The organism is Dactylosporangium fulvum, from assembly GCF_025137375.1.
In the GTDB taxonomy this organism is placed as follows: domain Bacteria; phylum Actinomycetota; class Actinomycetes; order Mycobacteriales; family Micromonosporaceae; genus Dactylosporangium; species Dactylosporangium fulvum.
In genome coordinates this window covers 8391541-8418430 of record NZ_CP073720.1, presented here as the reverse complement: position 1 = coordinate 8418430, position 26890 = coordinate 8391541, and the positions used below count along the sequence as shown (strand labels likewise).

The 26890-nt window shown below is 71.5% G+C and carries 27 protein-coding genes; 15 read left to right on the top strand and 12 right to left on the bottom strand.

Going from position 1 to position 26890, the window contains the following annotated elements:
• Positions 1-85 precede the first annotated feature (85 nt).
• The 4 genes from trpC to Dfulv_RS38660 all read left to right on the top strand — a co-directional run bounded on the left by trpC (position 86) and on the right by Dfulv_RS38660 (position 4196).
• Positions 86-889 (top strand): indole-3-glycerol phosphate synthase TrpC, encoded by an 804-nt coding sequence (gene trpC / locus Dfulv_RS38675; protein ID WP_259869015.1) that lies wholly within the window; start codon positions 86-88, stop codon positions 887-889.
• Positions 886-2103, top strand: a complete 1218-nt coding sequence (gene trpB / locus Dfulv_RS38670; RefSeq protein ID WP_259858768.1) for a tryptophan synthase subunit beta — start codon at positions 886-888, stop codon at positions 2101-2103. Before trpC ends, trpB begins: the two co-directional genes overlap by 4 nt.
• On the top strand, positions 2100-2894 hold the full coding sequence (gene trpA, locus Dfulv_RS38665) for a tryptophan synthase subunit alpha (RefSeq protein ID WP_259858767.1): 795 nt from the start codon (positions 2100-2102) through the stop codon (positions 2892-2894). Before trpB ends, trpA begins: the two co-directional genes overlap by 4 nt.
• Positions 2895-2957: 63 nt before the next feature.
• Positions 2958-4196, top strand: a complete 1239-nt coding sequence (locus Dfulv_RS38660; protein WP_259858766.1) for a PQQ-binding-like beta-propeller repeat protein — start codon at positions 2958-2960, stop codon at positions 4194-4196.
• A gap of 73 nt (positions 4197-4269) precedes the next feature.
• Here Dfulv_RS38660 and Dfulv_RS38655 read toward each other — a convergent pair whose 3' ends face one another.
• Both Dfulv_RS38655 and Dfulv_RS38650 read right to left on the bottom strand, forming a co-directional pair.
• Positions 4270-4926 carry an SGNH/GDSL hydrolase family protein gene (locus tag Dfulv_RS38655; protein WP_259858765.1) on the bottom strand — a complete coding sequence of 219 codons (657 nt, stop codon included), beginning with the start codon at positions 4924-4926 and terminating at the stop codon, positions 4270-4272.
• A 46-nt stretch (positions 4927-4972) separates the two neighbouring features.
• On the bottom strand, positions 4973-5461 hold the full coding sequence (locus tag Dfulv_RS38650) for an NUDIX hydrolase (RefSeq protein WP_259858764.1): 489 nt from the start codon (positions 5459-5461) through the stop codon (positions 4973-4975).
• 163 nt (positions 5462-5624) lie between these two features.
• Here Dfulv_RS38650 and lgt point away from each other — a divergent pair, with 163 nt between their 5' ends.
• Both lgt and Dfulv_RS38640 read left to right on the top strand, forming a co-directional pair.
• Positions 5625-6653 carry a prolipoprotein diacylglyceryl transferase gene (gene lgt, locus Dfulv_RS38645; protein WP_259858763.1) on the top strand — a complete coding sequence of 343 codons (1029 nt, stop codon included), beginning with the start codon at positions 5625-5627 and terminating at the stop codon, positions 6651-6653.
• Positions 6653-7813 carry an FAD-dependent oxidoreductase gene (locus Dfulv_RS38640; protein WP_259858762.1) on the top strand — a complete coding sequence of 387 codons (1161 nt, stop codon included), beginning with the start codon at positions 6653-6655 and terminating at the stop codon, positions 7811-7813. Before lgt ends, Dfulv_RS38640 begins: the two co-directional genes overlap by 1 nt.
• Here the strand turns inward: Dfulv_RS38640 and bsaP are convergent.
• Positions 7803-7988: a biotin synthase auxiliary protein BsaP gene (bsaP, locus tag Dfulv_RS38635; protein WP_259858761.1), complete on the bottom strand. Its 186-nt coding sequence runs from the start codon at positions 7986-7988 to the stop codon at positions 7803-7805. The two genes, Dfulv_RS38640 and bsaP, sit on opposite strands and share 11 nt — an antisense overlap.
• Positions 7985-8968 carry a biotin synthase BioB gene (bioB, locus tag Dfulv_RS38630; protein WP_259858760.1) on the bottom strand — a complete coding sequence of 328 codons (984 nt, stop codon included), beginning with the start codon at positions 8966-8968 and terminating at the stop codon, positions 7985-7987. The genes bsaP and bioB overlap by 4 nt, the downstream gene beginning before the upstream one ends.
• Positions 8969-9083: 115 nt before the next feature.
• Between bioB and Dfulv_RS38625 the strand changes: the two genes are divergently transcribed.
• The 4 genes from Dfulv_RS38625 to Dfulv_RS38610 all read left to right on the top strand — a co-directional run bounded on the left by Dfulv_RS38625 (position 9084) and on the right by Dfulv_RS38610 (position 11652).
• Positions 9084-10247 (top strand): 8-amino-7-oxononanoate synthase, encoded by a 1164-nt coding sequence (locus Dfulv_RS38625; protein WP_259858759.1) that lies wholly within the window; start codon positions 9084-9086, stop codon positions 10245-10247.
• On the top strand, positions 10244-11005 hold the full coding sequence (gene bioD, locus Dfulv_RS38620; protein ID WP_259858758.1) for a dethiobiotin synthase: 762 nt from the start codon (positions 10244-10246) through the stop codon (positions 11003-11005). The genes Dfulv_RS38625 and bioD overlap by 4 nt, the downstream gene beginning before the upstream one ends.
• Positions 11006-11089: 84 nt before the next feature.
• Positions 11090-11257, top strand: coding sequence for a hypothetical protein (locus Dfulv_RS38615; protein WP_259858757.1), 168 nt, complete (start codon positions 11090-11092; stop codon positions 11255-11257).
• Positions 11254-11652, top strand: a complete 399-nt coding sequence (locus Dfulv_RS38610; protein WP_259858756.1) for a type II toxin-antitoxin system VapC family toxin — start codon at positions 11254-11256, stop codon at positions 11650-11652. Before Dfulv_RS38615 ends, Dfulv_RS38610 begins: the two co-directional genes overlap by 4 nt.
• A gap of 21 nt (positions 11653-11673) precedes the next feature.
• Here the strand turns inward: Dfulv_RS38610 and Dfulv_RS38605 are convergent, their stop codons facing one another.
• The 8 genes from Dfulv_RS38605 to Dfulv_RS38570 form a co-directional block, all read right to left on the bottom strand.
• On the bottom strand, positions 11674-12492 hold the full coding sequence (locus tag Dfulv_RS38605; protein WP_259858755.1) for a histidine kinase dimerization/phospho-acceptor domain-containing protein: 819 nt from the start codon (positions 12490-12492) through the stop codon (positions 11674-11676).
• A gap of 64 nt (positions 12493-12556) precedes the next feature.
• Complete coding sequence (locus tag Dfulv_RS38600; RefSeq protein ID WP_259858754.1) at positions 12557-13189, bottom strand: dTMP kinase; 633 nt, start codon at positions 13187-13189, stop codon at positions 12557-12559.
• A gap of 71 nt (positions 13190-13260) precedes the next feature.
• Complete coding sequence (locus tag Dfulv_RS38595; protein ID WP_259858753.1) at positions 13261-14097, bottom strand: L,D-transpeptidase; 837 nt, start codon at positions 14095-14097, stop codon at positions 13261-13263.
• A gap of 175 nt (positions 14098-14272) precedes the next feature.
• On the bottom strand, positions 14273-14716 hold the full coding sequence (locus tag Dfulv_RS38590; protein ID WP_259858752.1) for a DUF5709 domain-containing protein: 444 nt from the start codon (positions 14714-14716) through the stop codon (positions 14273-14275).
• 72 nt (positions 14717-14788) lie between these two features.
• On the bottom strand, positions 14789-16144 hold the full coding sequence (locus tag Dfulv_RS38585; protein ID WP_259858751.1) for a GH1 family beta-glucosidase: 1356 nt from the start codon (positions 16142-16144) through the stop codon (positions 14789-14791).
• A 30-nt stretch (positions 16145-16174) separates the two neighbouring features.
• Complete coding sequence (locus tag Dfulv_RS38580; RefSeq protein ID WP_259858750.1) at positions 16175-17014, bottom strand: carbohydrate ABC transporter permease; 840 nt, start codon at positions 17012-17014, stop codon at positions 16175-16177.
• Positions 17007-17990, bottom strand: a complete 984-nt coding sequence (locus Dfulv_RS38575; protein WP_259858749.1) for a carbohydrate ABC transporter permease — start codon at positions 17988-17990, stop codon at positions 17007-17009. The genes Dfulv_RS38580 and Dfulv_RS38575 overlap by 8 nt, the downstream gene beginning before the upstream one ends.
• 19 nt (positions 17991-18009) lie before the next feature.
• Positions 18010-19350 (bottom strand): ABC transporter substrate-binding protein, encoded by a 1341-nt coding sequence (locus Dfulv_RS38570; protein WP_259858748.1) that lies wholly within the window; start codon positions 19348-19350, stop codon positions 18010-18012.
• A 245-nt stretch (positions 19351-19595) separates the two neighbouring features.
• Here Dfulv_RS38570 and Dfulv_RS38565 point away from each other — a divergent pair, with 245 nt between their 5' ends.
• From Dfulv_RS38565 to Dfulv_RS38545, 5 genes are all read left to right on the top strand, one after another.
• Positions 19596-20810, top strand: a complete 1215-nt coding sequence (locus Dfulv_RS38565; protein WP_259858747.1) for an ROK family transcriptional regulator — start codon at positions 19596-19598, stop codon at positions 20808-20810.
• A 986-nt stretch (positions 20811-21796) separates the two neighbouring features.
• Complete coding sequence (locus tag Dfulv_RS38560) at positions 21797-24481, top strand: galactose-binding domain-containing protein (RefSeq protein WP_406567864.1); 2685 nt, start codon at positions 21797-21799, stop codon at positions 24479-24481.
• 152 nt (positions 24482-24633) lie between these two features.
• The gene (locus Dfulv_RS38555) at positions 24634-25269 is read left to right on the top strand and encodes an ArsR/SmtB family transcription factor (protein WP_259858746.1); all 636 of its coding nucleotides are present in this window, start codon (positions 24634-24636) and stop codon (positions 25267-25269) included.
• 1 nt (position 25270) lies between these two features.
• Positions 25271-26011, top strand: coding sequence for an SRPBCC family protein (locus tag Dfulv_RS38550; RefSeq protein ID WP_259858745.1), 741 nt, complete (start codon positions 25271-25273; stop codon positions 26009-26011).
• Positions 26012-26189: 178 nt separating this feature from the next.
• Positions 26190-26837 (top strand): pentapeptide repeat-containing protein, encoded by a 648-nt coding sequence (locus Dfulv_RS38545; RefSeq protein WP_259858744.1) that lies wholly within the window; start codon positions 26190-26192, stop codon positions 26835-26837.
• Positions 26838-26890: the final 53 nt, after the last annotated feature.

Below are 26890 nucleotides of genomic sequence, written 5' to 3'. Positions count from 1 at the left end.
ACCGTCCACTGACCGGGGGCCTCCTAGCATCGGTCGCATGACCACCGGAGAGGGGAGCTCCTTGATCAACGCGGAGAGCGGCCGTGTGCTCGACGAGATCCTCGCCGGCGTGCGTGAGGACCTGGCCATCCGCGAGGCACAGGTGCCCCTGGAAGAGATCAAGCAGCGAGCCGCGCAGGCGCCGCCGCCGAAGGACGCCTACGCCAAGCTCCGCGACCCCGGCGTCGGGGTGATCGCCGAGGTCAAGCGCGCTTCGCCGTCCAAGGGGCAGCTGGCCGAGATCCCGGACCCCGCGGAGCTCGCCAAGGAGTACGCGGCCGGCGGTGCCCGCTGCGTCAGCGTGCTCACCGAGGGCCGCTGGTTCGGCGGCAGCCTCGACGACTTCGCCGCCGTCCGCGCGGCCGTCGACGTGCCGCTGCTCCGCAAGGACTTCGTCGTCTCGTCCTACCAGGTGCACGAGGCCCGGGCGTTCGGCGCCGACCTCGTCCTGCTCATCGTCGCCGCACTCGACCAGAACACGTTGTCCGGCCTGCTCGACCGCATCGAGAGCCTCGGCATGACGGCGCTCGTCGAGGTGCACGACGAGGAGGAGACGGACCGCGCGCTGGAGGCGGGCGCCCGCGTCATCGGTGTCAACGCGCGCAACCTGCGCACGCTCGAGGTGGACCGCACCGTGTTCGAGCGCATCGCGCCCGGCCTGCCGGCCGAGGTCGTGAAGATCGCCGAGTCCGGCGTCCGCGGGCCGCACGACCTGATCCGCTACGCATCCGCCGGTGCCGACGCGGTGCTGGTGGGCGAGGGTCTTGTCACCCAGAAGAGCCCCCGCGAGGCCGTGGCCGAGCTCGTGACCGCCGGCAGCCACCCGGCCACGCCGAGGACCGCACGATGAATGCGTTCCTGTCCGCCGCCGGCCTGCTGCCCGATCACTCCGGGCACTTCGGCACCTACGGCGGCCGGTTCGTCCCCGAGGCCCTCATCGCGGCGCTCGACGGGCTCGACGCCGCGTATCGGCACGCCCAGGCCGACGAGGCATTCCAGGCCGAGTTCGGCCGGCTGCTGCGCGACTACGCCAACACGCCCAGCCCGCTCTACCGCGCCGACCGGCTCTCCGCCCACGCCGGAGCGCAGGTCTTCCTCAAGCGCGAGGACCTCAACCACACCGGCGCCCACAAGGTCCGCAATGTCCTCGGCCAGGCGCTGCTCACCAAGCGGATGGGCAAGTCCCGGGTGATCGCCGAGACCGGTGCCGGCCAGCACGGCGTCGCCAGCGCCACCGCCTGCGCGCTGCTCGACCTCGAGTGTGTCGTCTACATGGGTGAGGAGGACACCCGGCGGCAGGCGCTCAACGTGGCCCGCATGCGCATGCTCGGCGCCACCGTCGTGCCCGTCACCACCGGCTCCCGGACGCTCAAGGACGCCATCAACGAGGCGCTGCGCGACTGGGTGACCAACGTCGACACCACCCACTACCTGCTCGGCACCGCCGCGGGCCCGCACCCGTTCCCGGCGATGGTCCGCGACTTCGTCAGCGGCATCAGCGTCGAGGCCCGCCGGCAGATCCTCGCCCAGGCCGGCCGGTTGCCCGACGCGGTCGCCGCCTGCGTGGGCGGCGGCTCCAACGCGATCGGCGCGTTCCACGCGTTCGTGCCCGACGAGGGCGTCCGGCTCTACGGCTTCGAGGCCGGCGGCGACGGCGTCGAGACCGGCCGCCACGCCGCGAGCATCACCGGCGGTGCGACCGGCGTGCTGCACGGCGCCCGCACGTACCTGCTCCAGGACGAGGATGGCCAGACCGTCGAGTCGCACTCGATCTCGGCCGGCCTCGACTACCCGGCCGTCGGCCCCGAGCACGCCTACCTGCACGACACCGGCCGGGCGACCTACGAGCCCGTGACCGACGCCGAGGCGATGGATGCGTTCAAGCTGCTCTGCCGGCTCGAGGGCATCATCCCGGCGATCGAGAGCGCTCACGCGGTCGCGGGCGGGCTGCGGGTGATCCCGAAGCTCGCCGCCGAGCTCGGCCGCGAGCCGCTCGTCGTCATCTGCCTCTCCGGCCGGGGCGACAAGGACATGGACACCGCGCGCGAATGGTTCAGCGTATGAGCGTGAGAACGGCGTTCGAGAAGGCCCGTGCCGAGGGCCGTAGCGCGCTGGTCGGCTACCTGCCCGCCGGGTTCCCGACGGTCGACGGCGCGATCGACGCGATCAAGGCGATGATCGACAACGGCGTGGACGTCGTCGAGGTCGGCCTGCCGTATTCCGACCCGGTGATGGACGGCCCCGTCATCCAGCGGGCCACCGAGGCCGCGCTGCGCGGCGGGTTCCGCGTCGCCGACGGGCTGCGCACCGTCGAGGCGGCCGCCGCGACCGGTGCGCCGATCCTCACCATGACCTACTGGAACCTGGTCGAGCGCTACGGCGTCGACCGCTTCGCCCGCGATCTGGCTGCGGCCGGTGGTGCCGGGCTGATCACCCCGGATCTCATCCCCGACGAGGCCGAGCCGTGGATCACGGCCTCCGACGCGCACGACCTCGACCGCGTGTTCCTGGTGTCGCCGTCGTCGACCGACGCGCGCATCGCCATGACCGCCGCCAGCTGCCGCGGTTTCGTCTACGCCACCAGCGTCATGGGCGTCACCGGTGCGCGCAGCCAGACCAGCAGCGCCGCGCCCGCTCTCGTCGAGCGCGTCCGGCAGGTCTCCGACCAGCCGGTCGCCGTCGGGCTGGGGGTCTCCACCGGTGATCAGGCAGCCGAGGTCGGCGCCTTCGCCGATGGCGTCATCGTCGGCAGCGCACTGGTCCGGTGCCTCCTGGACGCGCCGACGCAGGCCGACGGCATCGCGGCGGTGGCCGCCCTCAGCGCCGACCTCGCCAAGGGTGTGCGCCGCCGCTGAGTCACCCCGGTGCGGCGGCCTCGTTGAGTCCCCGTGCGGCGTTTTTCCCATTTGGTACTTCTGGTGCTGCTCGCCGACACCGTCCCGCAGACGGCACCACAACCGGCGCCGTCGCCCGTGGGGTCGGTGCGGGCGGCCACGGCCGACGCGAGCTGGCGACAGGACGGCGGTGACCCCGGCCGCTCCGGCCACCAGCCGGTCACCCGTGACCTCGACGCCGCCGCGGCCACCCGCCTCGAGCAGCGGTGGGCCGCGCCGGCGACCCGGGCGGACGAGCAGATCGGCGGCGCAGTCGTCGTCGACGGCACCCTGTTCCGCTCCTCCGGCGGGCGCACCGGCCAGATCCGCCGCTACGACGCGGTCACCGGTCGTGACCTCGGCGCGATCGTCGACGTCCCGGGACGGCGCTTCGGCCAGCTCGCCGTCGTCGACGGCACGGTGGTCGTCGAGTCCGCGGACATCGTGCCGTTCGACGTCCCGGGGCACGGCGCCGTGCCCGCCGGGCGCCACCTCAGCGCGTACACCTCGAGCGGAGAGACCCGCTGGGAACTCGTCCTCGCCGACGCGGTGTCCGGCGGCTTCACGATCGGTGACGGCCTCGTCGTGCGCAGCGCGGGGGCGACGCTGAGCGCCCACCGCCTGACCGACGGTGCCCAGGTCTGGACCGCGCCGCTCGGCGGCGAGCCCGGCTACCATCCGCCGGTCCTCGCCGGCGGCCTGGTCCTCCAGGCCACCGAGGACGGCCCGGCGCTGCTCGCGTTCGACGCGGCCACCGGCGCACCCGCCTGGCAGCGGAAGGCCAGCGGCGCGGAGCTCGCCGCGCGGTCCGGCACCGTGTACACCCTCGGGCCGGCGGGCGTCTGTGCCTACGCCGTCACCGACGGTGCGCAACGTTGGTGCGACACGACCACGGTGGAGCGCCCGTCCCGCGCCACCGTGTCCGACGAGGCGCTCTTCGTGGTCGGCGGCACGGGGGACCTGGCCGCGTTCGGGGTCGCCGACGGCGCCGTCCGGTGGCGGTCCGGCTACGGGCTCGGGTGGGAGACCAGCACGAGCTACTGGTCGCCGGTGAACGGCGGCGGCGTCGTGTACCTCATGGCGTACCACTTCGATGTCCGCGACGGCGATCCGCGGCACCGCACCGAGCTCGTCGCCGCCGACGCGCGCACAGGCGCGCTCGTGACGCGGCTCGACCTGGACTTCAGCGCCCTCCACGGCGCCGAGCCGCTGCTGCTCTCGGCCGACCACGTGTACTTCGCCGCGCTGGAGGCCCTGTTCGCCCTCGCCCCGGACCTGCGTTGATCATGCACTTGTGGTGCCTGGCAAACCCGGACGTCGCGGGAGTGTCCTGGCACCACAGTGCAAGATCAATGCTCTAGGGGGCGGGGGTGAACAGGGCCTGGCGCCAGGCGTCGCGGATGGCTCGGGCGCCCCAGGCGTTGGGCTCGATGTGGCCGCAGAACCACAGGTCGCGGTTGGCCGGGCGGGACTCGGCCCGGGTGATGTCGCCGGCCTTGGCGCCGTGGCCCAGGAACGCGGCGTGCACGTCGGCGAGGGCCGCGCCGTGGCGGGCGGCCGCCGCGCGGATCGCGTCGTTCAGCGTGTCGAGCACGGCCGGGCCGCCGGCGATCTCGGGCAGGCCGATCCAGGACAGGTCGCCGGTGCCGTCGGTCGGGTCGTACACCGTCGTGGCCACCACACGGGCGCCCGTCGCGGCCAGGCTCGCCAGGACGGTCTCGTAATTTTCACCGATCCGCCCGATCGCGCCCGCCAGCGCGGCGGCGTCGGGTGTCTGCATGAGGGCGGTCAGCAGGTCGTTGCCGCCCATGGTCACGGTGATCAACGCGGGGCGGCCGGTCACCCGGCCGAGCTGGCGACGCACCACATCGTCGCTCGTCGCACCGTCGGCGGCCAGCATCGTCAGCTCGATGCCGAGATCGTCGGCGAGCAGCGAGGCGGCACCCAGCCCGGGGCCGCCGGCGTAGTCGTCGATCGACATCGAGTCGCCGAGCGCGAAGTACCCGGAAGGCATGCGGAGATCATCGCGGATGCGGGCCGCGGTGACCAAAGACGAATTTTCAGGCCGCGTCGACGACCTCAGGTTCCTTGTCGCGTTCGATCTGGCGGATCACGCCGGTCCGGCCGGCCGTCGCGTCCGCGATCGCGGTCCGCGTCGTGGCGGTCAGCGGCTGGGGCAGTGCGTCCGGGTCGTGCCACGCCAGGCGGCTGATACGGCCGGGCGCGTTGAGCGCCGGACCGCCGCCGTCCAGGCGGCCGCGGAACACGTGGACGAACAGGTCGGGCATCGCCTCGCCGCAGCCGTCGCCGGTCACCTGGTACATCCCGATGATCTCGACGATCTCGGTCTCCATGCCGGTCTCCTCGCGGATGTCGCGGATGACCGCGTGCACCGGGCTCTCCGCCGCCCGGATCTTGCCGCCGGGCAGGCCCCACAACTGATGACCGCCGGCCTGCTGGCACAACAACACGCGGCCGGCCGCGTCCTCGATGATCGCGGCGACCGCTGACGTCACCTTGCTGCCGTTACTCAGCTCTGAGTAGCTCATAATCGCACTTTAGGCGCCTGCGCGGACCGTCGCGAGAGCTTCGCTCCTGGTGATCTTCACCGGTCAGGAGGCCGGCGGACCAGGTCCCCTCCAGCGAAGATCAGCCTAAATCGGGGAGGGCTGGGCATCACGTTCGGCCAGATCGGCGGTAGCGTGTGCACCCGTGGATGCTGCCCTTCTCCCGCTGGCCGAGATCCCCAGCCCGACCCGTGGTGTCTGGGACATCGGTCCGATTCCCTTGCGCGCCTATGCGCTGTGCATCGTGCTCGGCATCATCGCCGCGTGCTTCATCGCCGACCGCCGCCTGCGCTCGCGCGGCGCGCCACCGTGGGTGATCCTCGACGTCGCCATCTGGGCGGTGCCGGCCGGCATCATCGGCGCCCGGCTGTATCACGTGATCACCTCCCCGGATGCGTACTTCGGCGAGGGCGGATCGCTGATCCGGGCGTTCAAGATCTGGGAGGGCGGTCTCGGCATCTGGGGCGGCATCGCCGGTGGCGCCCTCGGTGCCTACTTCGCGTGCCGGCGCCTCAACCTGCCGTTCGCGATGGCCGCCGACAGCCTCGCCGTCGGCCTGCCCGTCGCGCAGGCCATCGGCCGCTGGGGCAACTGGTTCAACAACGAGCTCTACGGCAAGGAGACCAGCCTGCCGTGGGGCCTCAAGGTCTACAACTGGGACGCCGGTGCCGGCCGGGCGCAGGAGGTGGCCGGCGAGCCGATCGTCCTGGGCGTCTTCCACCCGGCGTTCCTCTACGAGTCGCTGTGGTGCATCGGCGTCGCGCTCGCCGTCTGGCTGCTCGACCGCAAGTACCGGTTCGGCCGGGGTCGGGCCTTCGCGCTCTACGTCATGCTCTACACCGTCGGCCGCTTCTGGGTCGAGCTGCTGCGGATCGACGACGCGCAGCACATCCTGGGCATGCGTCTCAACAACTGGACGTCGATCATCGTGTTCGCCGCCGCGCTCGTGTACTTCCTGCGCGTCCACGGCCCGCAGGAGCACGTGACGTACGACGAGCAGGGCCGCGTCACGGTCGTCGCCCCGGGTGAGGTCCCGCCGGCCGGCGAGACCGCCGTGACCAAGGAGCCGGCCGCCGCCACGGAGGAGAAGCCGGAGGAGGCACCCGAGCCGGGGGAGACACCCGACGAGAAGAAGACGGAAGAGGACTCGCCGAGCGCCAGCGGTAAGGCCTGATGCGGACCGCAGTCGTGGTGGGCGCCGGCATCGCCGGGCTCGCCACGGCCGGTGCCCTCGCCCGGACCGGCTGGAAGGTCACCCTGCTCGAGCGCGACGACCGGCTCCGCGCGAGCCGCGCCGCGCTCGTGCTGTGGCCCAACGGGGTGCGCGCCCTGCGCGCCCTCGGCCTCGCCGGCGGCCTCGACAGCATCTCCACGCCTGTCCCGCCGGCCGGCATCCGCCGCCCCGACGGCCAGTGGCTGGTGCGGCCGGGAGCCTCCGACCTCGAGTCGCCGCCGGTGGTCGTGCACGGCGAGGACCTGCACGACGCGTTCATCGCCGGCCTCGGCGACCAGGTCGACGTCCGCGGCGGTGTCGAGGTGCAGAGCGCCCGCGTCACCCGAGAGCGCCCCGCGGTCGGCGACGGCCGGGTCACCTTCGAGGCCGACCTGGTGGTCGCCGCCGACGGGGCCGACAGCGCGGTCCGCCGCCGCATCCTCGCCGCCACGACCTTCGCCAGCGCCGGGTTCGCCGCCTGGCGTGCGGTCATCCCGTGGTACCGCGCGCCGCAGCTGCCGCCCGACCTGCCGCCGCACGGTGAGACCCTCGGCGCCGGCCACCGGTTCGTCTACACATCGCTGGGCGAGCAGGGCGGCTCCACCCGGGGCGGGATCTCGTGGGTGGCGACCGTGCCCGGCGCACTGCGGCCCGAGCCGCCGGCGGGGCAGCTCGCCCTGCTGCGGCGCTGGTTCGCCGGCTGGCACGCACCCGTGCCGCAGCTGCTCGCCGAGACCGAGCCCGACGACCTCGTGCAGGAGCCGGTGGGGGAGCTGGCACCGCTGCCGGAGACGTTCGGCGTGCCGGCCGGTCCGGGCGGCTACGCCCTCGTCGGCGACGCCGCCCACGCCATGCCGCACCACCTCGCGCAGGGTGCCTGCCTGGCCCTCGAGGACGTGGCGACCCTCCAGGCGGTGCTCGTCAACGGCCCGCTCGGTCCGGCGCTCCAGGAGTACAACCGGCGGCGCCGGGGCCGGGTGTCACGCGTGCTGGTCCAGTCGCGCAAGGTCGGCGCGGCGCTCCAGCCGAAGAGCCGCCTGGCCGGTCTCGGCCGGGCCAGACCCGGCGTCTTCGACAAGGCCGCCGTCGCGGCGACGGAGTGGGCCGGCCCTACCGGGTGAGGACGCCGTGCTCCACGCAGGCCGCGGACCAGCCCTGCGGCAGCACCTGCACCTTCATCCGGCGGCGGCACCGCGGGCAGAACCGCGGCGGCTCCAGGGTGCGGGCGGCCGCGCACGCCGCGTGGGAGCCGCCCTCCAGCGGCTCCCCGCACCGGTCGCAGTAGACGGCGCTCACAGTGTCGCCGACAGCGCCTTGACCGGCATGCTCAGCTCGTCGAGCAGCGCCAGGTCCTCCGCCGGGGAGCGACCGAGCGTCGTGAGGTAGTTGCCGACGATCACGGCGTTGACCCCGCCGAGCAGGCCGTCACGCGTGCCGAGGTCCCCGAGCGTGATCTCGCGCCCGCCTGCATACCGCAGCAGCGTCCTCGGCAGCGCCAGCCGGAACGCGGCGATCGCCCGCAGCGCGTCCTTCGGGTCGAGCACCGGCTGCTCGGCCAGCGGGGTGCCGGGCCGCGGGTTGAGGAAGTTGAGCGGCACCTCGTGCGGGTCGAGCTGCTGCAGCTGGACGGCGAACTCGGCACGCTGCTCGACGGTCTCGCCCAGGCCCAGGATGCCGCCGCAGCAGACCTCCATGCCGGCGTCGCGCACCATGCGCAGCGTCTCCCACCGCTCCTCCCACGAGTGCGTCGTGACGACCTGCGGGAAGTGGGAGCGGGCGGTCTCGAGATTGTGGTTGTACCGGTGGATCTTCAGCGCCGACAGCTGGTCGACCTGCTCCTGGGTGAGCATGCCCAGCGAGGCGGCGATGTTGATGTCCACGGCCTCGCGGATCGCGGCGACCCCGTCGGCGAGCTGCGCCATGAGCCGCTGGTCCGGGCCCCGGACGGCGGCCACGATGCAGAACTCGGTGGCCCCGGTCGCGGCGGTCTGCTTCGCCGCCTCCACGAGCGACGGGATGTCGAGCCACACCGCGCGGACCGGGGAGGTGAACAGTCCGGACTGCGAGCAGAAGTGGCAGTCCTCGGGGCAGCCGCCGGTCTTGAGCGACACGATGCCCTCGACCTCGACCTCCGGGCCGCACCAGCGCATACGCACGTCGTGCGCGATGGCGAGGTATTCGGTCAGCTCCTCGTCGGTGCAGCGCAGGACCGCGAGGACGCCCTCTTCGTCGAGCCCTACGCCGGTGTCCAGAACCGCCTTGGCAGCATCAAGCATGGTCGTACCTTACAAAGCGTTCGGGTCGCCTGTCCGGCCACGGGAGGGTCGGCTAGGTTGTGCACATCACACAATCAGCATCGTAGAGGTTCTACAACAGCTTCGGGAGGTCACCGTGGAGTGGCTGTCGGCACTCGACGACGAGGCCGCGGCGCGGCAAGCCGCGGGACTGCGCCGTGAGCTGCGGCCACGCGGCGCCGGCGCGGACGATCCGGTGATCGATCTCGCCGGCAACGACTACCTCGGCCTGTCCCGCCACCCCGAGGTGCTCGCCGCCGCGTCCCGGGCGCTCGCCGAATTCGGCCTCGGCGCGACCGGCTCGCGGCTGGTCCGCGGCTCCACCGAGATGCACCGGGCGCTGGAGGACGGCCTGGCGGGCCTGCTCGGGGCGGAGACCGCACTGGTGTACTCCTCCGGATATCTCGCCAACCTGGGCGCCGTCCGGGCGCTCGTGCGCGGCGGCACGCTGGTCGTGTCCGACGCGCACAACCACGCGTCCATCGTGGACGGTTGCCGGCTCGCCTGCGCCGGGAAGGCCGCGCGCGAGGGGGCCGCCACCGTCGTCGCGCCGCACGCCGACCCCGACGCCGTCCGCGGGATTCTCGCCGCCCACCCCGGCCGCCCGGCCGTCGTCGTCACCGAGAGCATCTTCTCCGTCGACGGCGACCTGGCCCCGCTCGCCGAGCTGTACGAGGTGACCCGTGCGCACGGCGCGCTGCTCCTCGTCGACGACGCGCACGCGCTCGGCGTCCTCGGCCCTCGCGGCGCCGGCGGGGTCGCCGCCGCCGGCCTGTCCGGCCGGCCCGACGTCGTGGTCACCGCCACGCTGTCGAAGTCGCTCGGCGCCGCGGGCGGGGTCGTCGCCGGCCCGCGCCAGCTGCACCGCCAGCTCGTCGACACCGGCCGCACCTTCATCTACGACACCGCGCTCCCGCCCGCCGTCGCCGCCGGCGCGCTCGCCGCGCTCGGCCTGCTGGTCGACGGCGACGCGTTGCGTGCCGAGCTGCGGGCCCGGGCCGAGAGGATCGTGTCGCGGCTGCGCGCCGAAGGGCTCGAGGTGTCCGCACCCGACGGCGGCGTCGTCTCGGTCGCCGCGCCGAGCGCCGACGAGGCGTTCGCCTGGGCGGCCGCCTGCCGCGAGCGGGGCGTGGCGGTAGGCTGCTTCCGCCCACCGTCCACACCGGACGGTCGGTCACGGCTGCGGCTCACGATCAACGTCGGGGTGCCGGCCGGCGCGTTCGACCACGCGCTGGACATCATCGTCAAGGAGCGCCCATGACGGAACTGTTTGAGAACGCGGATCTTTTCGAGAACGCGGACGTCATCGACGTGCCGATCACCGGGCCCGTTGTCGTCACCGGCACCGACACCGGCGTCGGCAAGACGATCGTCACCGCGGCCATCGCCGCCGCCGCGACCGCCGCCGGCCACCGTGTCGCCGTCGTCAAACCGGCGCAGACCGGCACCGTCGAGGGTGACGAGCCCGACGCCGTGACCGTCGCCCGGCTGGCCGAGCCGGCCACGGTGCGCACGCTCGCCAGCTTCCCCGACCCGCTCGCCCCGCTCGCCGCCGCCCGGGTGGCGGGGGAGGACCCGCTGACCGCGGTCATGGCCCAGCTGGCGCTGCGCACGATCGACGAACACCACGACCTGACGTTGATCGAGGGGGCGGGTGGTCTGCTCGTACCGCTGGGTGAGGGCGGCTGGACCGTCCTCGACCTCGCTGCGGCCCTCGGCGCCACGGTCGTGGTGGTCGCCCGAGCGGGGCTGGGCACGCTGAACCACACGGCGCTCACCCTGGAGGCGCTGGCCCGCCGGGACCTCCCCGCGCTGGTCGTCTTCGGCGCGTGGCCGGCCGAGCCGGAGCTGGTTCACCGCACCAACCTGCACGACCTCCCCGGCGATCTGGCCGGCGCGGTGCCCGACGGGGCCGGCGCCCTGGCCCCGCCGCTGTTCCGCCGCGAGGCCGCGCACTGGCTCGCCCCGCGGCTGCACGGCCGCTTCGACCCGGTGGCGTTCCGCTCGCACAGCAAGTGAACTGCGGTCCACGCTTCGGGACGGCGTGTTGCGATGTCGCTACGAGGGACCGCGTAGATCGATGGAACGGGGTACGGTCGCGCCATGAACGAGAGCCGGGCCGACACCCCGCCCGAGATCACCCCTGACGCCGAGGCCGACCAGCGTCGGCTCCGGGCCCGCAAACGGCTCAACGACGCCTCCGCCCGCGTCACCGCAGAGTCCCGCTTGGAGTCGCGGGAGCAGGTCCGCGAGATCATGGGCTGGGCATGACCGTGTCGACGGTGGGGCTGGTGCTCGACGCGTCGGCGATCCTGGCGTACACGCAGGGCAAGGCGGACGTCGACGAGCTCGTCGCGACCGTCGTCGCGGACGGCGGCAAGGTCCTCGTGCCGGCGGTCGCGCTGGCCGAGACGCGCAGTGAGCTCGCCTACAGCGAGGAGCTGCGCCGCCTCGACGAGCTGCTGGGCGAGGCGCAGGTGGCCGTGTTGTCCCTCGACGGCGCCGACGCGGTCGGCCTGGGCCGGCTCGCGGCGCGCCTCAACGGCAGCATCGGCCTCGCACACGCGGTGGCCGAGGCCCAGCGCCACGAGGCGAGGCTGCTGACGGCCCACGGCGGCACGGTGCGCAGGAACATCGGCGAGCTCGACGGCATCGTCGACCTGTGACCCGCCGACTCGTTTCGGCGCTCAGCGCGGCAGCGACGCCAGGACGGTCGCGGGCAGGGTGAGACGGAACGAGGCGTCGTCGACCCGCATGTCACCGCCGCACAGGCCGGCCATCGCCCGCGCGACCCGCAGATCCGCCGGCCGGTGCTCGTCACCGCCGCGCCGCTGGTTCCCGGCCGCCGCATGCTGCTCCTCACCGTGGCGGCGTGGGACGGTCGTCAGCTCGCGGTGTTCCTCGCCGGGCCGGCGTGGGACGGTCGTCAGCTCGCGGTGCTCCTCGCCCGGTCGGCGGGGCACCACCGGCAGGTCGCGTGCCCCGTCGCCTTGACGGCGGCGCGGGGCGGCGGTCAGTTCGCTGCGCGGGACGGTGCGGGCCGTGATCGTCGGCAGCGGGTCCCGGCGCAGGGTGATCTCGATGTGCGCGTGGGACGACGCGACCGTGACCAGCCAGAGGACGAGTTGTCCGACCAGGTGCCGGCAGACCGTCTCGTCGACGGCGACCGGCACGGCCTCCGGCGCGTCGGCGTGGATGCTCACGGCACCCGCGACCGCCACCCGGCGCGCCAGGTCGACCACGTCGCGGAGCACCACCACGAGATCCGTGGCGTCGTCCCGCGGCGCGGCGGTGCCGGTGGAGGCGAGTGGCAGGACGACGCTGTCGACGTACCGCTCCAGTCTCATCGCGTTTCTGTCGATCGCGTCGAGGCACGCCACGCCCTCGCTCGACAGGTCGCCGGGCTGGTCGTCGCGCAACAGGCGCGTGCAGGCCAGGATCGAGGTCAGCGGCGTGTGCAGCTCGTGCCGCATCCTGGCCGCGAGATCATCACCGGTGGCGAACAAGAGCCGGGTCCTTTCGATCCTGTCTGTTCGCTAACCGCAATCAGGGGCCCGAAGGTGTGCCGGGTCACCCGATCGGGAGCAGGTGCCGTGCCGCGCGCGGGGTGTGCCGGACCGGCTGGTGCAGCACCGCTCGGCGCAGGTCCGCCTGCACCGCCGTGGGCTCGGCCGCCGCGTCGATCACGGTGAACCGGGTGGCCTCGGGCAACGCGCGGTACGCCGCATCGCACGCGGCCAGATAGTCGAGCTCCTCGTGGTCCTTGCCGCGCGCGTCGACCCGCGCCTGGGCCACCTGGGGCGACACCGCCAGGAAGCAGACGAGATCCGGCTGGGGGAACACCGAGAACAGCGCTCTCGCCCAGTGCAGGCGCCCACCGCGCACGGTGATGCTCGTGTACTGGCAGTAGGTGTACCGGTCCATCACCGCGACCGTGCCGGTGAGTCGGGAGATGAGCAGTGCCCGGGCGATGACCAGCCACCGCAGCAGCGTCTCGACGACCAGGAAGAGCCGCATGCCGAGCAGGTCCTCGGCGTCACGGCGGCCCAGCCGCTGCGCCACCCGGCCGAAGAAGACCCGGCCGGCCGCATTGCGGTGGTACCGCGCCGGGGTCCCCGTCACGGCCAGCCAGTCGGCGAGCCACCGCGCCTGGGTGCTCTTGCCGGCGCCGTCGATACCAATCAGTGCAACTGTACGGATCACCCACCCAACGATAAGCCGGGCCACGTGAAGCGCGTGTGAACAGTCGCGCCACTCCCTCGGGTGAACGGTGGTCAGGGGAGGACGACGACGCTGGTGCCGGGTGGGATCTGCTCCAGCAGGATCTTCTGGGCGGGCGGGGGCATGCGGACACAGCCGTTGGAGCTGCGGATGCCGAACTCGTTGCGGTGCCAGGCGTGGATGCCGGTGTGAGCGTCCGCCAGGCCCTCGGCCACGGCCTCCTTGTCGTCGGGCACCGCGCCGAGGGCCAGCACGTCGAGGCCGGCGTAGACCTTGCTCGGCAGCGACGACCGGGCGATCACAAACGTGCGGCCGAGCGGGGTCGGGGTGCGGTCGGTGCCGATCGCGACCGTCCAGGTCTGCTGCGGGGCGCCGTCGCGGAGCCAGGTCAGCGTGAACGCGCCGCGGCGCACGACCAGCTGGTCGCGCAGGGGGCGGGTGGTCCAGTTGCCGGTGGGGAGCCAGCCGATGCTGCGGTTGATCGAGGGCAGGAGGACCGCGACCCAGCCGTTGCGCCGCGCCACGATCGGCATGACCAGGTCGACGCCGCTGATCTGCGGGGTCAGGTAGGCCCGCGCCTGCCCGCCGGGCGCGTCGTAGACCGGGCTCTTGACCGTGAGCTGCAGGCCCTCGGTGAGCTGGGCCGTCGAGGACTGCTCAGGATCGGCGGGGAAGCCGGTCGCGGCCTTCGTGTACGTGATCGTCGGCAGGCCGGTGGCCGCGGGCGCGGCGGGCGGGGTGGACTCCTCGGCAGCGGGTGCCGACGGCGACGCCGCCTCGGACGCGGCCGGCGCCGACGGGGCGGCCTGCGGCTTGGCGGCGGGCTTCGACCCGCAGGCGGTGAGCGAGGCCGCGAGCGCGGCGAGGACGACGGCGCGGCGGACGAGCATGCGCCAACCGTAGCGGGGACCGGTCGCGATCCGCTGTCCGGCGTCCGGACCATGGGCGAGCGCGGAGCGGACGAGGCGGCGGATCAGGCGAACGCGTCCGCCAGCAGGCCGAGCGGCCGTCGGCCGTGGTCGCGGCGGCCGCACTGATCTTCCAGCGGGCCGCCGCGCGACGGGCTCAGAGGGAGCGGTCGTCCACGATGTGCATGGCGGCCTCCTCGGCCGAGGCGGCGCCGCCGTCGATGCCCACGTCCGAGCCGATCTCGTCCTTCTCCGCGTCGTCGCCGTAGCCCTCGTCGGGTGCCACGAGCCGACCGGCACGCCGGTCGCCGACCTGGTCCGCGTCGAAGAACTCGCCTGCCTCGGTGGTGGCCCCGTAGTCGTCGAGGTCGGGCCGGCTGGCCGGGTCCGGCTCCTCCTGGGCGATCCGCTGGTCCAGCGACTCGCCCTGCTGAGCCTCCGCCTGCGTGACACCGAACGCGTTGAGACCACGCGGCTTCTCCGGCGGCGAGTAACCCTCGTCGAGGGAGTCTTCGAGCCCGCGGTCGGACAGCGTGTCCTGGGCGGACAGCTGGCCCTCGTCGTCCGGATCCGGGTCCCAGCTGTCGGTCTCCTGCGTCATGCGCATCTCCTCGGTGCTCGGTTGTGGCGCTGCCGTCCTCTATACCCCGGTAGCGCCCCAACCGAGCCTAGATCACGCCGATTCGCGGGACCGCTTGTGCGTGGTGACGAGGTCGGCGTACCGGTGCCCGCTCGCCTTGATCGTGCGCTCCTGCGTCTCGTAGTCCACGTGGACCAGGCCGAAACGCTTGTCGTAGCCGTACGCCCATTCGAAGTTGTCGAGCAGCGACCAGGCGAAGTACCCGTCGACGGGCGCGCCGCGCAGGACCGCGTTGCGCACTGCGTCGAGGTGTTGCTCCAGGTAGTCGGTGCGCTCCTTGTCCTGGATCTCGCCGGTCGGCTCGACGGTGTCGTCCCAGGCGGAGCCGTTCTCGGTGACGATGATGCTGCGCGGGCCGTAGGTCTTGGCGACGGACACGAGGATGTCCTCGAGGCCCTTCGCGTAGACCTCCCACGGCATCGCCGTCTCGATCGAGCCGGGCACCGGGATCTGCTTGACGAACGGCACCGCGCCCAGCGGGTCGTCGACGACGATCTGCCGGAAGTAGTAGTTGATCCCGAGGAACTCGGTCGGCGCGCCGATCAGGTCCAGGTCGCCGTCGCGGACCGGCGGCTCCACGCCGTAGCACTCGATCATGTCGGCCGGGTAGCCGCGGCCGAAGACCGGGTCGAGCCACCAGCGGTTGACGTGCCCGTCCGCTCGGGTCGCGGCGGCGACGTCCTCGGGCCGGTCGCTGCCCGGCTCGATCGGGCTGAGGTTGAACACGATGCCGACCGAGGGCGCCAGCTTCGCCGAGGCGCGGATCGCCTGGTTGACGAGGCCGTGGCCGAGCAGCACGTGGTGCGAGGTGTGCACGGCGCGGGCGAGGTTGCGCTCCCCGGGCGCCATCCGGCCCTCCAGGTGCCCGATCCACGAGACGCAGAGCGGCTCGTTGACCGTGTTCCAGTCGGCGACGCGGTCGCCGAGCCGGGCGGCGACCACCGCCGCATAGTCGGCGAACGCCTCGGCCGTGGCGCGGTTCGGCCAGCCGCCGGCGTCCTGCAGCGCCTGTGGCAGGTCCCAGTGGTACATGGTGGCGAACGGCCGGATGCCCTCGGCGAGCAGCCCGTCGACGAGCCGGTCGTAGAAGTCCAGCCCGGCCTGGTTGAGCTGCCCGACGCCGTCGGGGAAGATCCGCGGCCAGGCCACAGAGAAGCGGTACGCGTCGAGGTTGAGACGGCGCATCAGCCCGATGTCCTCGGGCCAGCGGTGGTAGTGGTCACAGGCCACGTCCCCGGTGTCGCCGTTGTCGACGGCACCGGGGATGCGGGAGAAGGTGTCCCAGATGGACGGTTTCCGGCCGTCCTCGGCGACGGCGCCCTCGATCTGGTAGGCCGCGGTGGCGGCGCCCCAGATGAAGTCGGGGGGAAGGGCGGACAGATCCAGCACGGGACGGTTCTCCTCTTGACGGTGGTACTGCTACTTGACGGCGCCAGCGGTCAAGCCGGCCACAAAATACCGCTGCAGGGCGAGGAAGCCGGCGACGACCGGCACACTCACCACCAGTGACGCGGCCATCACCTGGTTCCAGTACACCTGGAACTGCGTGGAGTAGTTCTGCAGACCGACGGCGAGCGTACGGCTGTTCTCGTCGGTCATGATCGACGCGAACAGCACCTCGCCCCACGCGGTCATGAACGCGTAGACGGTCACCGCGACGATGCCCGGCACCGCGGTCGGCAGGATGACCTTGAACAGGGTGCGCATCGGGCCGGCGCCGTCGATCTGGGCGGCCTCGTCGAGCCCGCGGGGGATCGACTCGAAGTAGCCGACGAGCATCCAGATCGAGAACGGCAGCGAGAAGGTCAGATACGTGATGACCAGGCCGAGCCGCGTCTGGTACAGCTCGATCCCGGTCGCGGTGCCGAGGTTGACGTAGATCAGGAACAGCGGCAGCAGGAACAGGATGCCGGGGAACATCTGCGTCGACAGCACCGCCACGGAGAACAACCCGCGGCCCCGGAAGCGGTACCTGCTGACGGCGAACGCCGCGAAGACGGCGATGGCGACCGAGAACACGGCCGCGACGCTCGACACGGCGAGGCTGTTCAGCAGGTACTTGCCGAGCGGGACCGTGGTCCACATGTCGACGAACGCCTGGACCGTCGGCGCCGTCGGGATCCACGTGAAGTCGTCCTGGACGTCCTTGAGCGGTTTCAGCGCCGAGCTCACCATCACGAACAGCGGGGTGAGCACGAAGACGGCGAGGAACGTCAGCACGATCCAGCGGGCGAGCCGCTCCACCCTGCCCTCACGCATGGTGCCTCCTGCGGTTGGTGAAGATCAGGTACACGGCCGTCACGAGCAGCAGGAACAGCAGCAGGGCCACGGACATCGCGGAGCCGGCGCCGAAGTCCCAGGTGCTGAACGAGCTGTCGTAGATGTGGATGGAGATGAGATCGGCCTCCTGCGGCGCCGAGCCGCCGAACAGCACGTACGGCGTGTTGAAGTCGTTGAACGTCCACAGGAACAGCACCAGCAGCAGCACCTGGTTGATCGGGCGCAGCGTGGGCAGGGTCACCGACCGCAGCCGCCACCAGAAGCCGGCGCCGTCGATCGCCGCCGCCTCGTACAGGTCCGGCGGCACGTTCTGCAGCCCGGCCGTCAGGCACAGGAACGCGAACGGCCACATCCGCCACACCGACACGGTCAGCAGGGCGAAGAAGCTGTTCTCGCCGATCAGCCAGAACGGCCGGTCGCCGCCGACGAGCCCGAGCTGGTCGACGAGCACGTGGTTGATCAGGCCGGTGTCCCGTTGGAACAGGAAGCCCCAGGTGATGACGGCGGCGTAGACCGGCAGCGCGTACGGGGTGAGGAACAGCGTCCGCAGCAGGGCGCGGCCCCGGAACGGGCGCTGGAGGAACACCGCGGCCGAGATACCCAACAGCCACGACAGGAACACCGACAGCGTGGTGTAGACCACGGTGATCCAGAACGAGTGCAGCAGCGCCTTGCCGGTCTCGGTGTTGACGTCGAGCGTCGCCCGGTAGTTGCCCAGCCCGACGAACGGCGCGGTCGACCAGTCCTGGATGTGGAACTGGGTCAGCTCCAGCAGGCTCATCCACACCCCGACGAGCATCGGGATCACGTGGATGGCGATCTCCAGCACCACCGCCGGGACGACCAGCAGATAGGGGAGGTGCTTGCTGCGGAACCGGCGGCGCCGGCGCCGTTGGCGGCTGTGCGGCCGGACGTCGTGCGAAGGGGTACGCGTGTGTGCCGATCGCCGGCTCATGTACGTGGTCATGGCCGCGCTAGCCCTTCATCCGCTGTTCGGCGGCTCTCAGCCGCGACCGGATGTTGGCCTCGGTGACCGGTTTGTTGTTCGCCGCCAGGGCGAACAGGTCCTTCATCACCGTGCCGACCAGCGTCTCGAACTGGCTCTCCGCCGGCACCTGCGGCAGCGGCGCGGCCGTCTGGTTGAGCACCTCGGCGAGCACCTTCTGCTCCGGCGCCTGGAACGCCGGATCCGCTGCGGCCGCCTTCACCGACGGCAGCGAGCCGTAGGTCCGGTTGAGCGTGACCTGCTCCTCGTCGCTGGTCATGAACTTCACGAACCGCATCGCCCCGTCGAGGTTCTTGCTGCGCCGGAAGACGGCGATGTTGATGCCGGCGACCATGCTGTTGACCTTCCGGCCGCCGGTCGGCGGCTGTTCGAGGAAGGGCACCGGCGCCACGCCGTACTCCTTGGGGTTCATGCCCTGCGCCTGGAACGCCGAGCCGGCCGCCTGCCACAGCAGCATCGCGGCCTTGCGGTTGGCGAAGTCGGACTGCGACTCGTTCTTGGCGTACTCCGCGTTGCTCGGGTTGACGATCTTGTCGACCGCCATGAGATCGATGTACCGCTTGATCGCCTTGACGTTCTCGTCGGTGTCGAACGTCGGCTTGCCGCTGTGGTCGAACCACTCGCCGCCGTACTGCTGGCCGAACGTGAAGGCGTGGTGCGCGTTCTCCGTCGGGTTCGCGCCCTCGATCGCGAGGCCCCACTGCTTGTCCTTGGTCAGCCGCTTGCCGACGGCGACCAGCTCCTCCCACGTGGTCGGGGGCTTCGTGATGCCCGCATCGGCGAACATCTGCTTGTTGTAATAGAGCGCGTACGACAGCGAGTACAGCGGCACGGCTGTCGGCGGCTTGCCGGGCGCGCCCGTGGCGGCGAGTGCGGCCGGCACGAACCGGTCCCGGCCCCCGATCCGCTCGAGGGCGGCCTCGTCGAACGCGACGAGTGCGTTGGTCGCCTGTAGCGACGCCGACCAGGTGTTGCCGATGTTGACCACGTCCGGGCCCTTGCCGGAGGTGGCCGCGGCGAGCAGCCGGTTGAGGAGGTCGGACCACGGTACGACCTCGACGTTGACCTTGATGCCGGTCTGCTGCTCGAACTTGTCCAGCTCCGGCTGCAGGGTCCGCTTGTCGAACTCGAGGCTGCTGCCCTGGTTGCTGGCCCAGTAGGTGAGCGATTTGGGATCCGGTTTCGCGGCCATGTAGCCGCACGCCGCCAGTGATCCGGCGGCGAGCGAGGCCACCACGAGTACGGCGATCCGTCGTCGCCTGCGGGTCGGGTGCCGCAGGCGCCGACCGATGGTCGAGAGCACCGACACGTGTCTCTGCCCTTCTATGGGGTGCCGACCGGCGTGTCGGAGCGACCGCAGGGGTTGGGGCTGCGGCTGGGCGGACGCGCGCGCTCGACAGGTGGGGGTGTTTCGGCCGCCGGGCGCGGGTTCCTGGGGTGTGACCGTGGCCGTTTCTATCGAGACTTAATTAATGTCGCCATTAAAGGCGGGCGCCCGGAATGCGTCAAGGGCGGCCTCTACAGTGGCGGGCGCGACATGGAACGGGGTCGAAAGTGGAAGTGGAGCGGGCGACGAACCGCACGATCCGGCAACAGAACCGGTCCGCGTTGCTCACCAAGCTGTTTCTGGACGGTCCGCTGACCCGTCAGGATCTCGCCCGGCACACCGGCCTGAGCCAGCCCGCCGTGAGTAACGTCGTCGGCGACCTCATCGACGACGGGATCGTCGTCGAGGCCGGCGCGCTGGAGTCCGACGGCGGCCGGCCCAGCATGATGCTGCGGGTCGCACCGCGGTACGCGGTCGTGGCGGGCGTCGACGTCGGCGAGACCCGCGTGCGTGTCGAGCTCTTCGACCTCGCGATGAGCCAGCTCGCCAGCGTCGACTACCCGATCTCACCCGGGCGGTCCTCGCCGGAGACCGTCGTGCGGCACATCCACACCGGCCTGCGCGAGGTCACCGCCCCGTTCGCGACCGCCGACGTCCTCGGCGTCGGGATCGGCGTCTCCGGGGTCGTGCAGCAGGGGCCGTCGTCGCTCGTGTACGCGCAGACGCTCGGCTGGGACGGCGTGCCGCTCGGCTCGTTGCTGCGTGAGTCGCTGTCGCGCGAGGACGTCGACCTGCCGCTGCACATCGACAACGGCGCCAAGACCCTCGGCCAGGCCGAGATGTGGTTCGGCGCCGGCCGGGGCAGCCGGCACGCGGTGTTCGCCCTGGTCGGCTCGGGCGTCGGCGCGGCGGTGGTGACCAACGGCGCCACCTACCGCGGCGCGTCGAGCAGCGCGGGGGAGTGGGGCCACACGACGCTGATGTACGGCGGCCGGCCGTGCCGCTGCGGCTCGCGGGGCTGCCTGGAGGCCTACGTCGGCGCGGAGGGCATCCTGGACCGCTACCACCAGGCCCGCCGCGGCCGCCCGATCCCCGGCGACGACGAGGAGTCGCAGATCAACGCCCTGGTGGCTGCCGCCGCGACGTCGACGACGGCCGGCGCGGTGCTGGACGAGACGGCAGGCTACCTCGGCGCGGGCGTGGCCAACTTGATCAACTTGTTCAACCCGGAGCGCGTGGTGCTGGGCGGCTGGACAGCGGTGGCGCTGGGATCACTGTTGCCGCGGATCCGCGAGTCGGCGGGCCGCCATGCGCTGCGGCAGCCGTTCGAGCAGGTGAGCATCGAGTTGGGCCAGCTGGGAGTGGACGCGGTGGCGCTGGGCGCCGCGACCCTGCCGGTGGCGAAACTGCTCTTGGAGGGCGGCGCCCGCCCCGCCGCGTAGTCCGCACCCCTTCCGCCGCAGACCGGCTGGGTTGATTGTCTGGTTCTGTGCATATTGTTCGAATCATCCCGCCCTCTCGTCGACGATCTGCCCATTATTCGAGATGAAATCGACCTGCCTAGATTCGATGAAACTCGACTTTTCATGATCCTGAAGACTTTGCGCTGCCCGGGCGACGCGAAGTCTTCGGGATCATGGGCAATCCGATTGTTCGATGATTGTCGATGCACCGTGTTGTCCGGAATGTCCGCTGTGAACGGCCCAGGCGGGTGACCCTGGCGGAGTGCGAGTTGCGGGCGGACTCCGGCGGCGAGGTGGGTTGCCCTCAGGGCCGATTCGGCAGTCGTCGGCGCGGCCGGGCCGTTGTCGGGTGGCTATGACGCCGATACGGCCGGGGTCGTCCGTGGGTGGCTGTGCTGTTGGCGTGTGGCGGGGGTTGCTGGCGGGGGTTGTTGGCGGGGTGGCTGCGGTGTCGGTGTGGCGGGGGTTGTCGGTGGGTGGATGCGGTGTCGGTGTGGCGGGGGTTGTCGGTGGGTGGCTGTGGTGCTGGCGTGGTCCTTGCTCCGAATGGCGTTGCGCGGCCCCGGTGCCCCCGGCGGGTCCGGTGTTGATGTCGCCGGAGGTGCCGGGAGAGCGTGATCTCTGTGACATGGACATTCGGGATAATTTACGTCGTAAATGATTGATGTCTTGACGGCGGCGCAACGTCGGCGTAACACTCGTCTACCTGAGAGAGCGCTCTCTCGCACGCCTATGGTCATCGATGCCACCGCCACCGCATCACGCCACCGCCGTCCACCCGCCGAAGCGGCATTGTCCCAGCTCAACACCCACCAGCGAATCAGCGCACCCCATCGCACCGCCGCGCAACCCCGCACCCGCACCCTGTAACGCCCAGATCGCGAACCGGGATCACCAACCCCGAGCCCGGACGGGATCCCCGCCAGGTCCCCCGACTGACAGGCAGGATCATGAAATTTCCGCGTATGTCGCGCTATCCCTCGGCCCACGCCGAGCCGGTGGCGCCGTCCGCCCGGCGCCGTGCAGGACTGCGCCGCTGGCTGATCGGCGGTGCCGCGACGCTCATGCTCTCGACCGTCGTCGCCGCCGTCGCACTGCCGAACGCCAGCGCCGCGCCGACACTGCTCTCGCAAGGCAAGCCCACCACCGCCTCCTCGGCCGAGAATGCCGGTACCTCCGCCTCCGCCGCCACCGACGGCAACACCGGCACCCGTTGGGCCAGCGCCTTCAGTGACCCGCAGTGGATCCAGGTCGACCTGGGCGCCACCGCCACGCTGTCCCAGGTCGTCCTGAACTGGGAGGCCGCCTCCGGCAAGGCGTTCCAGATCCAGGTCTCCGACAACGCCAGCACCTGGACCTCGATCTACAACACCACCACCGGCACCGGTGGCGTGCAGACGCTCAACGTCTCCGGCTCCGGCCGGTACGTCCGTATGTACGGCACCCAGCGCAACACCGCCTACGGCTACTCGCTCTGGGAGTTCCAGATCTTCGGCGAGTTCGGCCCGTCCGGCACCTGCGGACCGGTGAACCGCGCGATCAGCCGGCCCGTCACCGCGTCCTCGACCGAGAACGCCGGCACCCCGGCGAGTGCGGCCGTCGACGGCGACCCCGGCACCCGCTGGTCGAGCGCCGCGAGCGACCCGCAGTGGATCAGCGTCGACCTCGGCGCGAGCTACCAGATCTGCCGCGTGGTCCTGCGGTGGGAGGCCGCGTACGCGCGGGCGTTCCAGATCCAGACGTCCGGCGACAACACCAGCTGGGCGAACATCTACTCGACCACCACCGGCACCGGCGGCGTCCAGACCGTCGACGTGACGGGCAGCGGACGGTACGTGCGCGTCTACGCCACCGCGCGCGCCACGCAGTGGGGCGACTCGTTGTGGGAATTTGAGGTGTACACGACGCAGAGCGGCACGTCGAACCCGCCGAGCAGCAGCCCCCCGACGAGCAACCCGCCGGTCGAGCCGACCGACCCGAAGAACCCCAACTTCGGCCCCAACGTCTTCGTCTTCGACCCCTCGCAGGCGGCCGCGGCGCAGAGCAGGCTGAACCAGATTTTCACCGCCCAGGAGACGAACCAGTTCGGCACCAACCGCTACGCGGTGCTGTACAAGCCGGGCACGTACACGCAGGACGTCAACCTCGGCTTCTACACGACCGTCCACGGTCTCGGCCTCTCGCCCGACGACGTGAACCTCAACGGCCACGTCCGGGTCGAGGCCACCTGGTTCGACGGCAACGCCACGCAGAACTTCTGGCGGGGCGCGGAGAACCTGGCGGTCACCCTGCCCGGCACGGGCAACGGCATCCAGGTCGAGCGGTGGGCCGTCGCACAGGCGGTGCCGTACCGCCGCATGCACCTCAAGGGCGCCAACAACCAGATCCAGCTCTGGAACGGCGGCGACGGCTGGGCCAGCGGCGGCCTCATGGCCGACACCAAGGTCGACGGCCAGGTCGTCTCGGGATCACAGCAGCAGTGGTACTCGCGGAACAGTGAGTTCGGCAGCTGGGCCGGCTCGGTGTGGAACATGGTGTTCCAGGGCGTGACCGGCGCACCGCCGGCGAACTTCCCGAACCCCTCGCACACCGTCATCGGCACCACGCCGATCTCCCGCGAGAAGCCGTTCCTGTATATCGACGGCACCGGCACGTACCGGGTCTTCGTCCCGGCACTGCAGACGAACTCGTCGGGGACGAGCTGGTACAACAAGACCCCGCAGGGACAGTCGATCTCGCTCGACCAGTTCTACGTCGTGCGCCCCGGCGCCACCGCGGCCCAGATGAACGCGGCCCTCGCGGCCGGCCGGCACCTGCTGGTCACCCCGGGTGTGTACCACCTGAACCAGACCCTGCAGGTCAACAACCCCAACACCGTGATCCTGGGCCTCGGCCTCGCGACGCTGATCCCGGACAACGGCATCACCGCGATCAAGGTGGCGGACGTCGACGGCGTGAAGCTCGCCGGTGTGCTCATCGACGCCGGTACGGTCAACTCGCCCACCCTCGTCGAGGTCGGCCCGCCCGGCTCCGCGGCGAACCACGCGGCGAACCCGACCTCGCTCCACGACGTGTTCTTCCGTGTCGGCGGCTACATCGCCGGCAAGGCCACGGTCAGCCTGCAGATCAACAGCAACAACGTGTTGGGCGACCACATGTGGATCTGGCGCGCCGACCACGGCAACGCCGGCACCGTCGGCTGGACCGTCAACCCGGGCGACGTCGGCATGGTGGTCAACGGCAACAACGTCCTCATGGAGGGCCTGTTCGTCGAGCACTACCAGAAGTACCAGGTCGTCTGGAACGGCAACGGCGGCCGGACGTACTTCTTCCAGAACGAGATGCCGTACGACCCGCCGAACCAGGCGGCCTGGATGAACGGGTCGACCCGTGGCTACGCCGCCTACAAGGTCGCCGACTCGGTCACCACGCACGAGGCCTGGGGCCTGGGCAGCTACTGCTACTTCAACGTGAACCCCGCGGTCGTGGGGGAGCGCTCGTTCGAGGTACCGGTGAAGCCCGGCATCCAGTTCCGCAACATGGTGAGCGTCTCGCTCGGCGGCGTGGGCACGATCAACCGCGTCATCAACAACACCGGCGGCCCGGCGAACACCGCGAACCAGATCCAGTACGTGGTGAGCGGGCCGTAACCCACACGCGACACCCCTGAAAGAACGTCGAGCCGGAAGACCTCCCGCCCGGGTCTTCCGGCTCGACGCTGTTCGCTGCCCGGCCCCGGTCGCCTGCACCGACAACTTTTTTTGTCTTGACAAACTGAGTTGTCGGTACGTAGCGTATGGGCATGTTCGAAGTGGGAGTCATCGAAGAGGCCGGGGCGGCGGAAGTCGCGCTCGACCCGATCCGGGCGCGACTGCTGGCGTTGCTGGCGGAGCCGCACTCGGCGACGAGCCTCGCGGCGATCGTCGGTCTGCCCAGGCAGAAGGTGAACTACCACCTGAAGACCCTCGAGTCGCACGGCCTCGTCGAGCTGGTCGAGGAGCGGCGCAAGGGCAACGTCACCGAGCGGGTGCTGCGGGCGACCGCCGCCTCGTTCGTGATCTCGCCCGCCGCGCTCGCCGCCGTCCAGCCCGACCCGAGCCGGTCACCCGACAAGCTGTCCGCGCGCTGGCTGCTCGCCGTCGCCGCACGGCTCGTCAAGGAGGTCGGCCAGCTCATCACCGGCGCCGCCCGCGCCGGCAAGCCGGTCGCCACGTTCACGCTCGACGGGACGGTGCGGTTCGCCTCCGCCGCCGACCGGGCCGCCTTCGCCCAGGAGCTGACCGCGGCCGTCACCGCACTGGTGAGCCGCTACCACGACGAGAGCGCCCCAGGCGGCCGCGACCACCGGGTCATCGTCGCCGTCCATCCGAGCATCAAGCCCCGAGCCGACCAGGCCCAGACCGAGATCGCAGCACAGACCGAGACCAGGGAGTCCTGAGATGACCGCGCACGAGTTCGAGCTGACCCACGACATCACCCTCGAGGCCACCCCGGAGCAGGTCTGGGACGCCATCGCCACCGGCCCCGGCATCGACTCCTGGTTCATGGGCCGCAACGAGGTCGAGCCCCGCGAGGGCGGCACGGCCAGCATGACGATGTTCGGCGGCACCTCGGGCGCCACGATCACCGGCTGGGAGCCGGGCCGCCGCTTCGCCTACCGCGGCACGCCCGGCGAGGACGGCGCTTACATGGCGTTCGAATACCTCATCGAGGGCCGCGACGGCGGCTCCACCGCGCTGCGTCTCGTGCACAGCGGCATCCTGACCGGGGACTGGGAGTCCGAGTACGACGCGCTGAAGAAGGGCAACCCGCTCTACCTGCGGTCCCTGGCGCAGTACCTGGAGCACTTCCCCGGCCGCACCGCCGTGCCGGTCACGGTGTTCGGCGGGCAGCTGCCCGACCAGGAGACCGTCTGGGCGAAGCTCACCACCGCCGTCGGGCTGGCCAAGGACGTCGGCGAGGGCGACAAGGTGCACTTCACCCTCGGCGGCGAGCGGGTCGACGGTGTGGTCGACACGGTGCTGGAGCCGAGCTTCCTCGGCGTGCGCACCGACGACGCGCTGCTGCGGTTCGTCGGCCGTGGCGGGGTCATCGTGACCGGCCACCACGTCTTCGCCGACGTCGACCCGGCCGAGGCCGAGCAGGCCTGGAGCGAGTGGCTCGCGAAGGCCATGGCCTGAGCCGCCGACAAAAGCAGCCGCCGACAAAAGCAGCCGCCGGCACGACAACAGCCGGAGACCGCGATCGCACCGGAGCCGGGAGCCGCGGCCGCGGACAGGGCGCCGGTGAACGCCTGAGGCACGCAGGACCGCTACGCCTCCCGCCGAACACACCGGCGGGAGGCGTAGCGTCTGCCGTATGCCCGCAGCGCAGTCGCTCGAAGACCTGGCCTACGCCGCCTATCTGCAGGAGCACGGCGAACCGCTCGAACCGGACGGCAACTACACCGAGGTACACCTCTCGGACGTGGAACTCGAGGACGTCCGCGCCGGTCACGCCACGTTCATCGAGTCGGCATTCTCCGGTGTCGTCCTCGGCGGAGGCTCGCTGGAGCGCAGCCGGTTCAGCGACGTCTGGATCAGCCGCAACCGCTGGGTCGGCCTCCGCCTCGCCGACACCGAGTGGCTCGACGTCTCCGTCCTCGACAGCTCGCTCGCCGGGATCGAGGCCTACGGTTCGCGGCTGCGCCGGGTGGTCTTCCAGCGGTGCAAGATCGACACACTGAACCTCCGCGGCTCGACGATCGCCGACGTCGAGTTCGACGGCTGCGACCTCACCGAGCTCGACTGCGGCGGCGCCACGCTCACCAACGTCACCTTCGCCGGCTCGACCCTCCGCCGGGCCCGGTTCACCGGCGCCAAGCTGAAGAAGGTCGACTTCCGCGGCGCGCGGGAGCTCGACGTCGCCGCCGGTGCCGAATCCCTGCGCGGCGCGATCGTCGACGACCGCCAGCTCCTCGAACTGGCCCCGGTGCTGGCCGCCTCGCTCGGCATCGAGGTCAAGTAGCGCCGAGGACCAGGTTCGTCCGAAATCTCATGCCGACGACGGCAGCCCCGGAA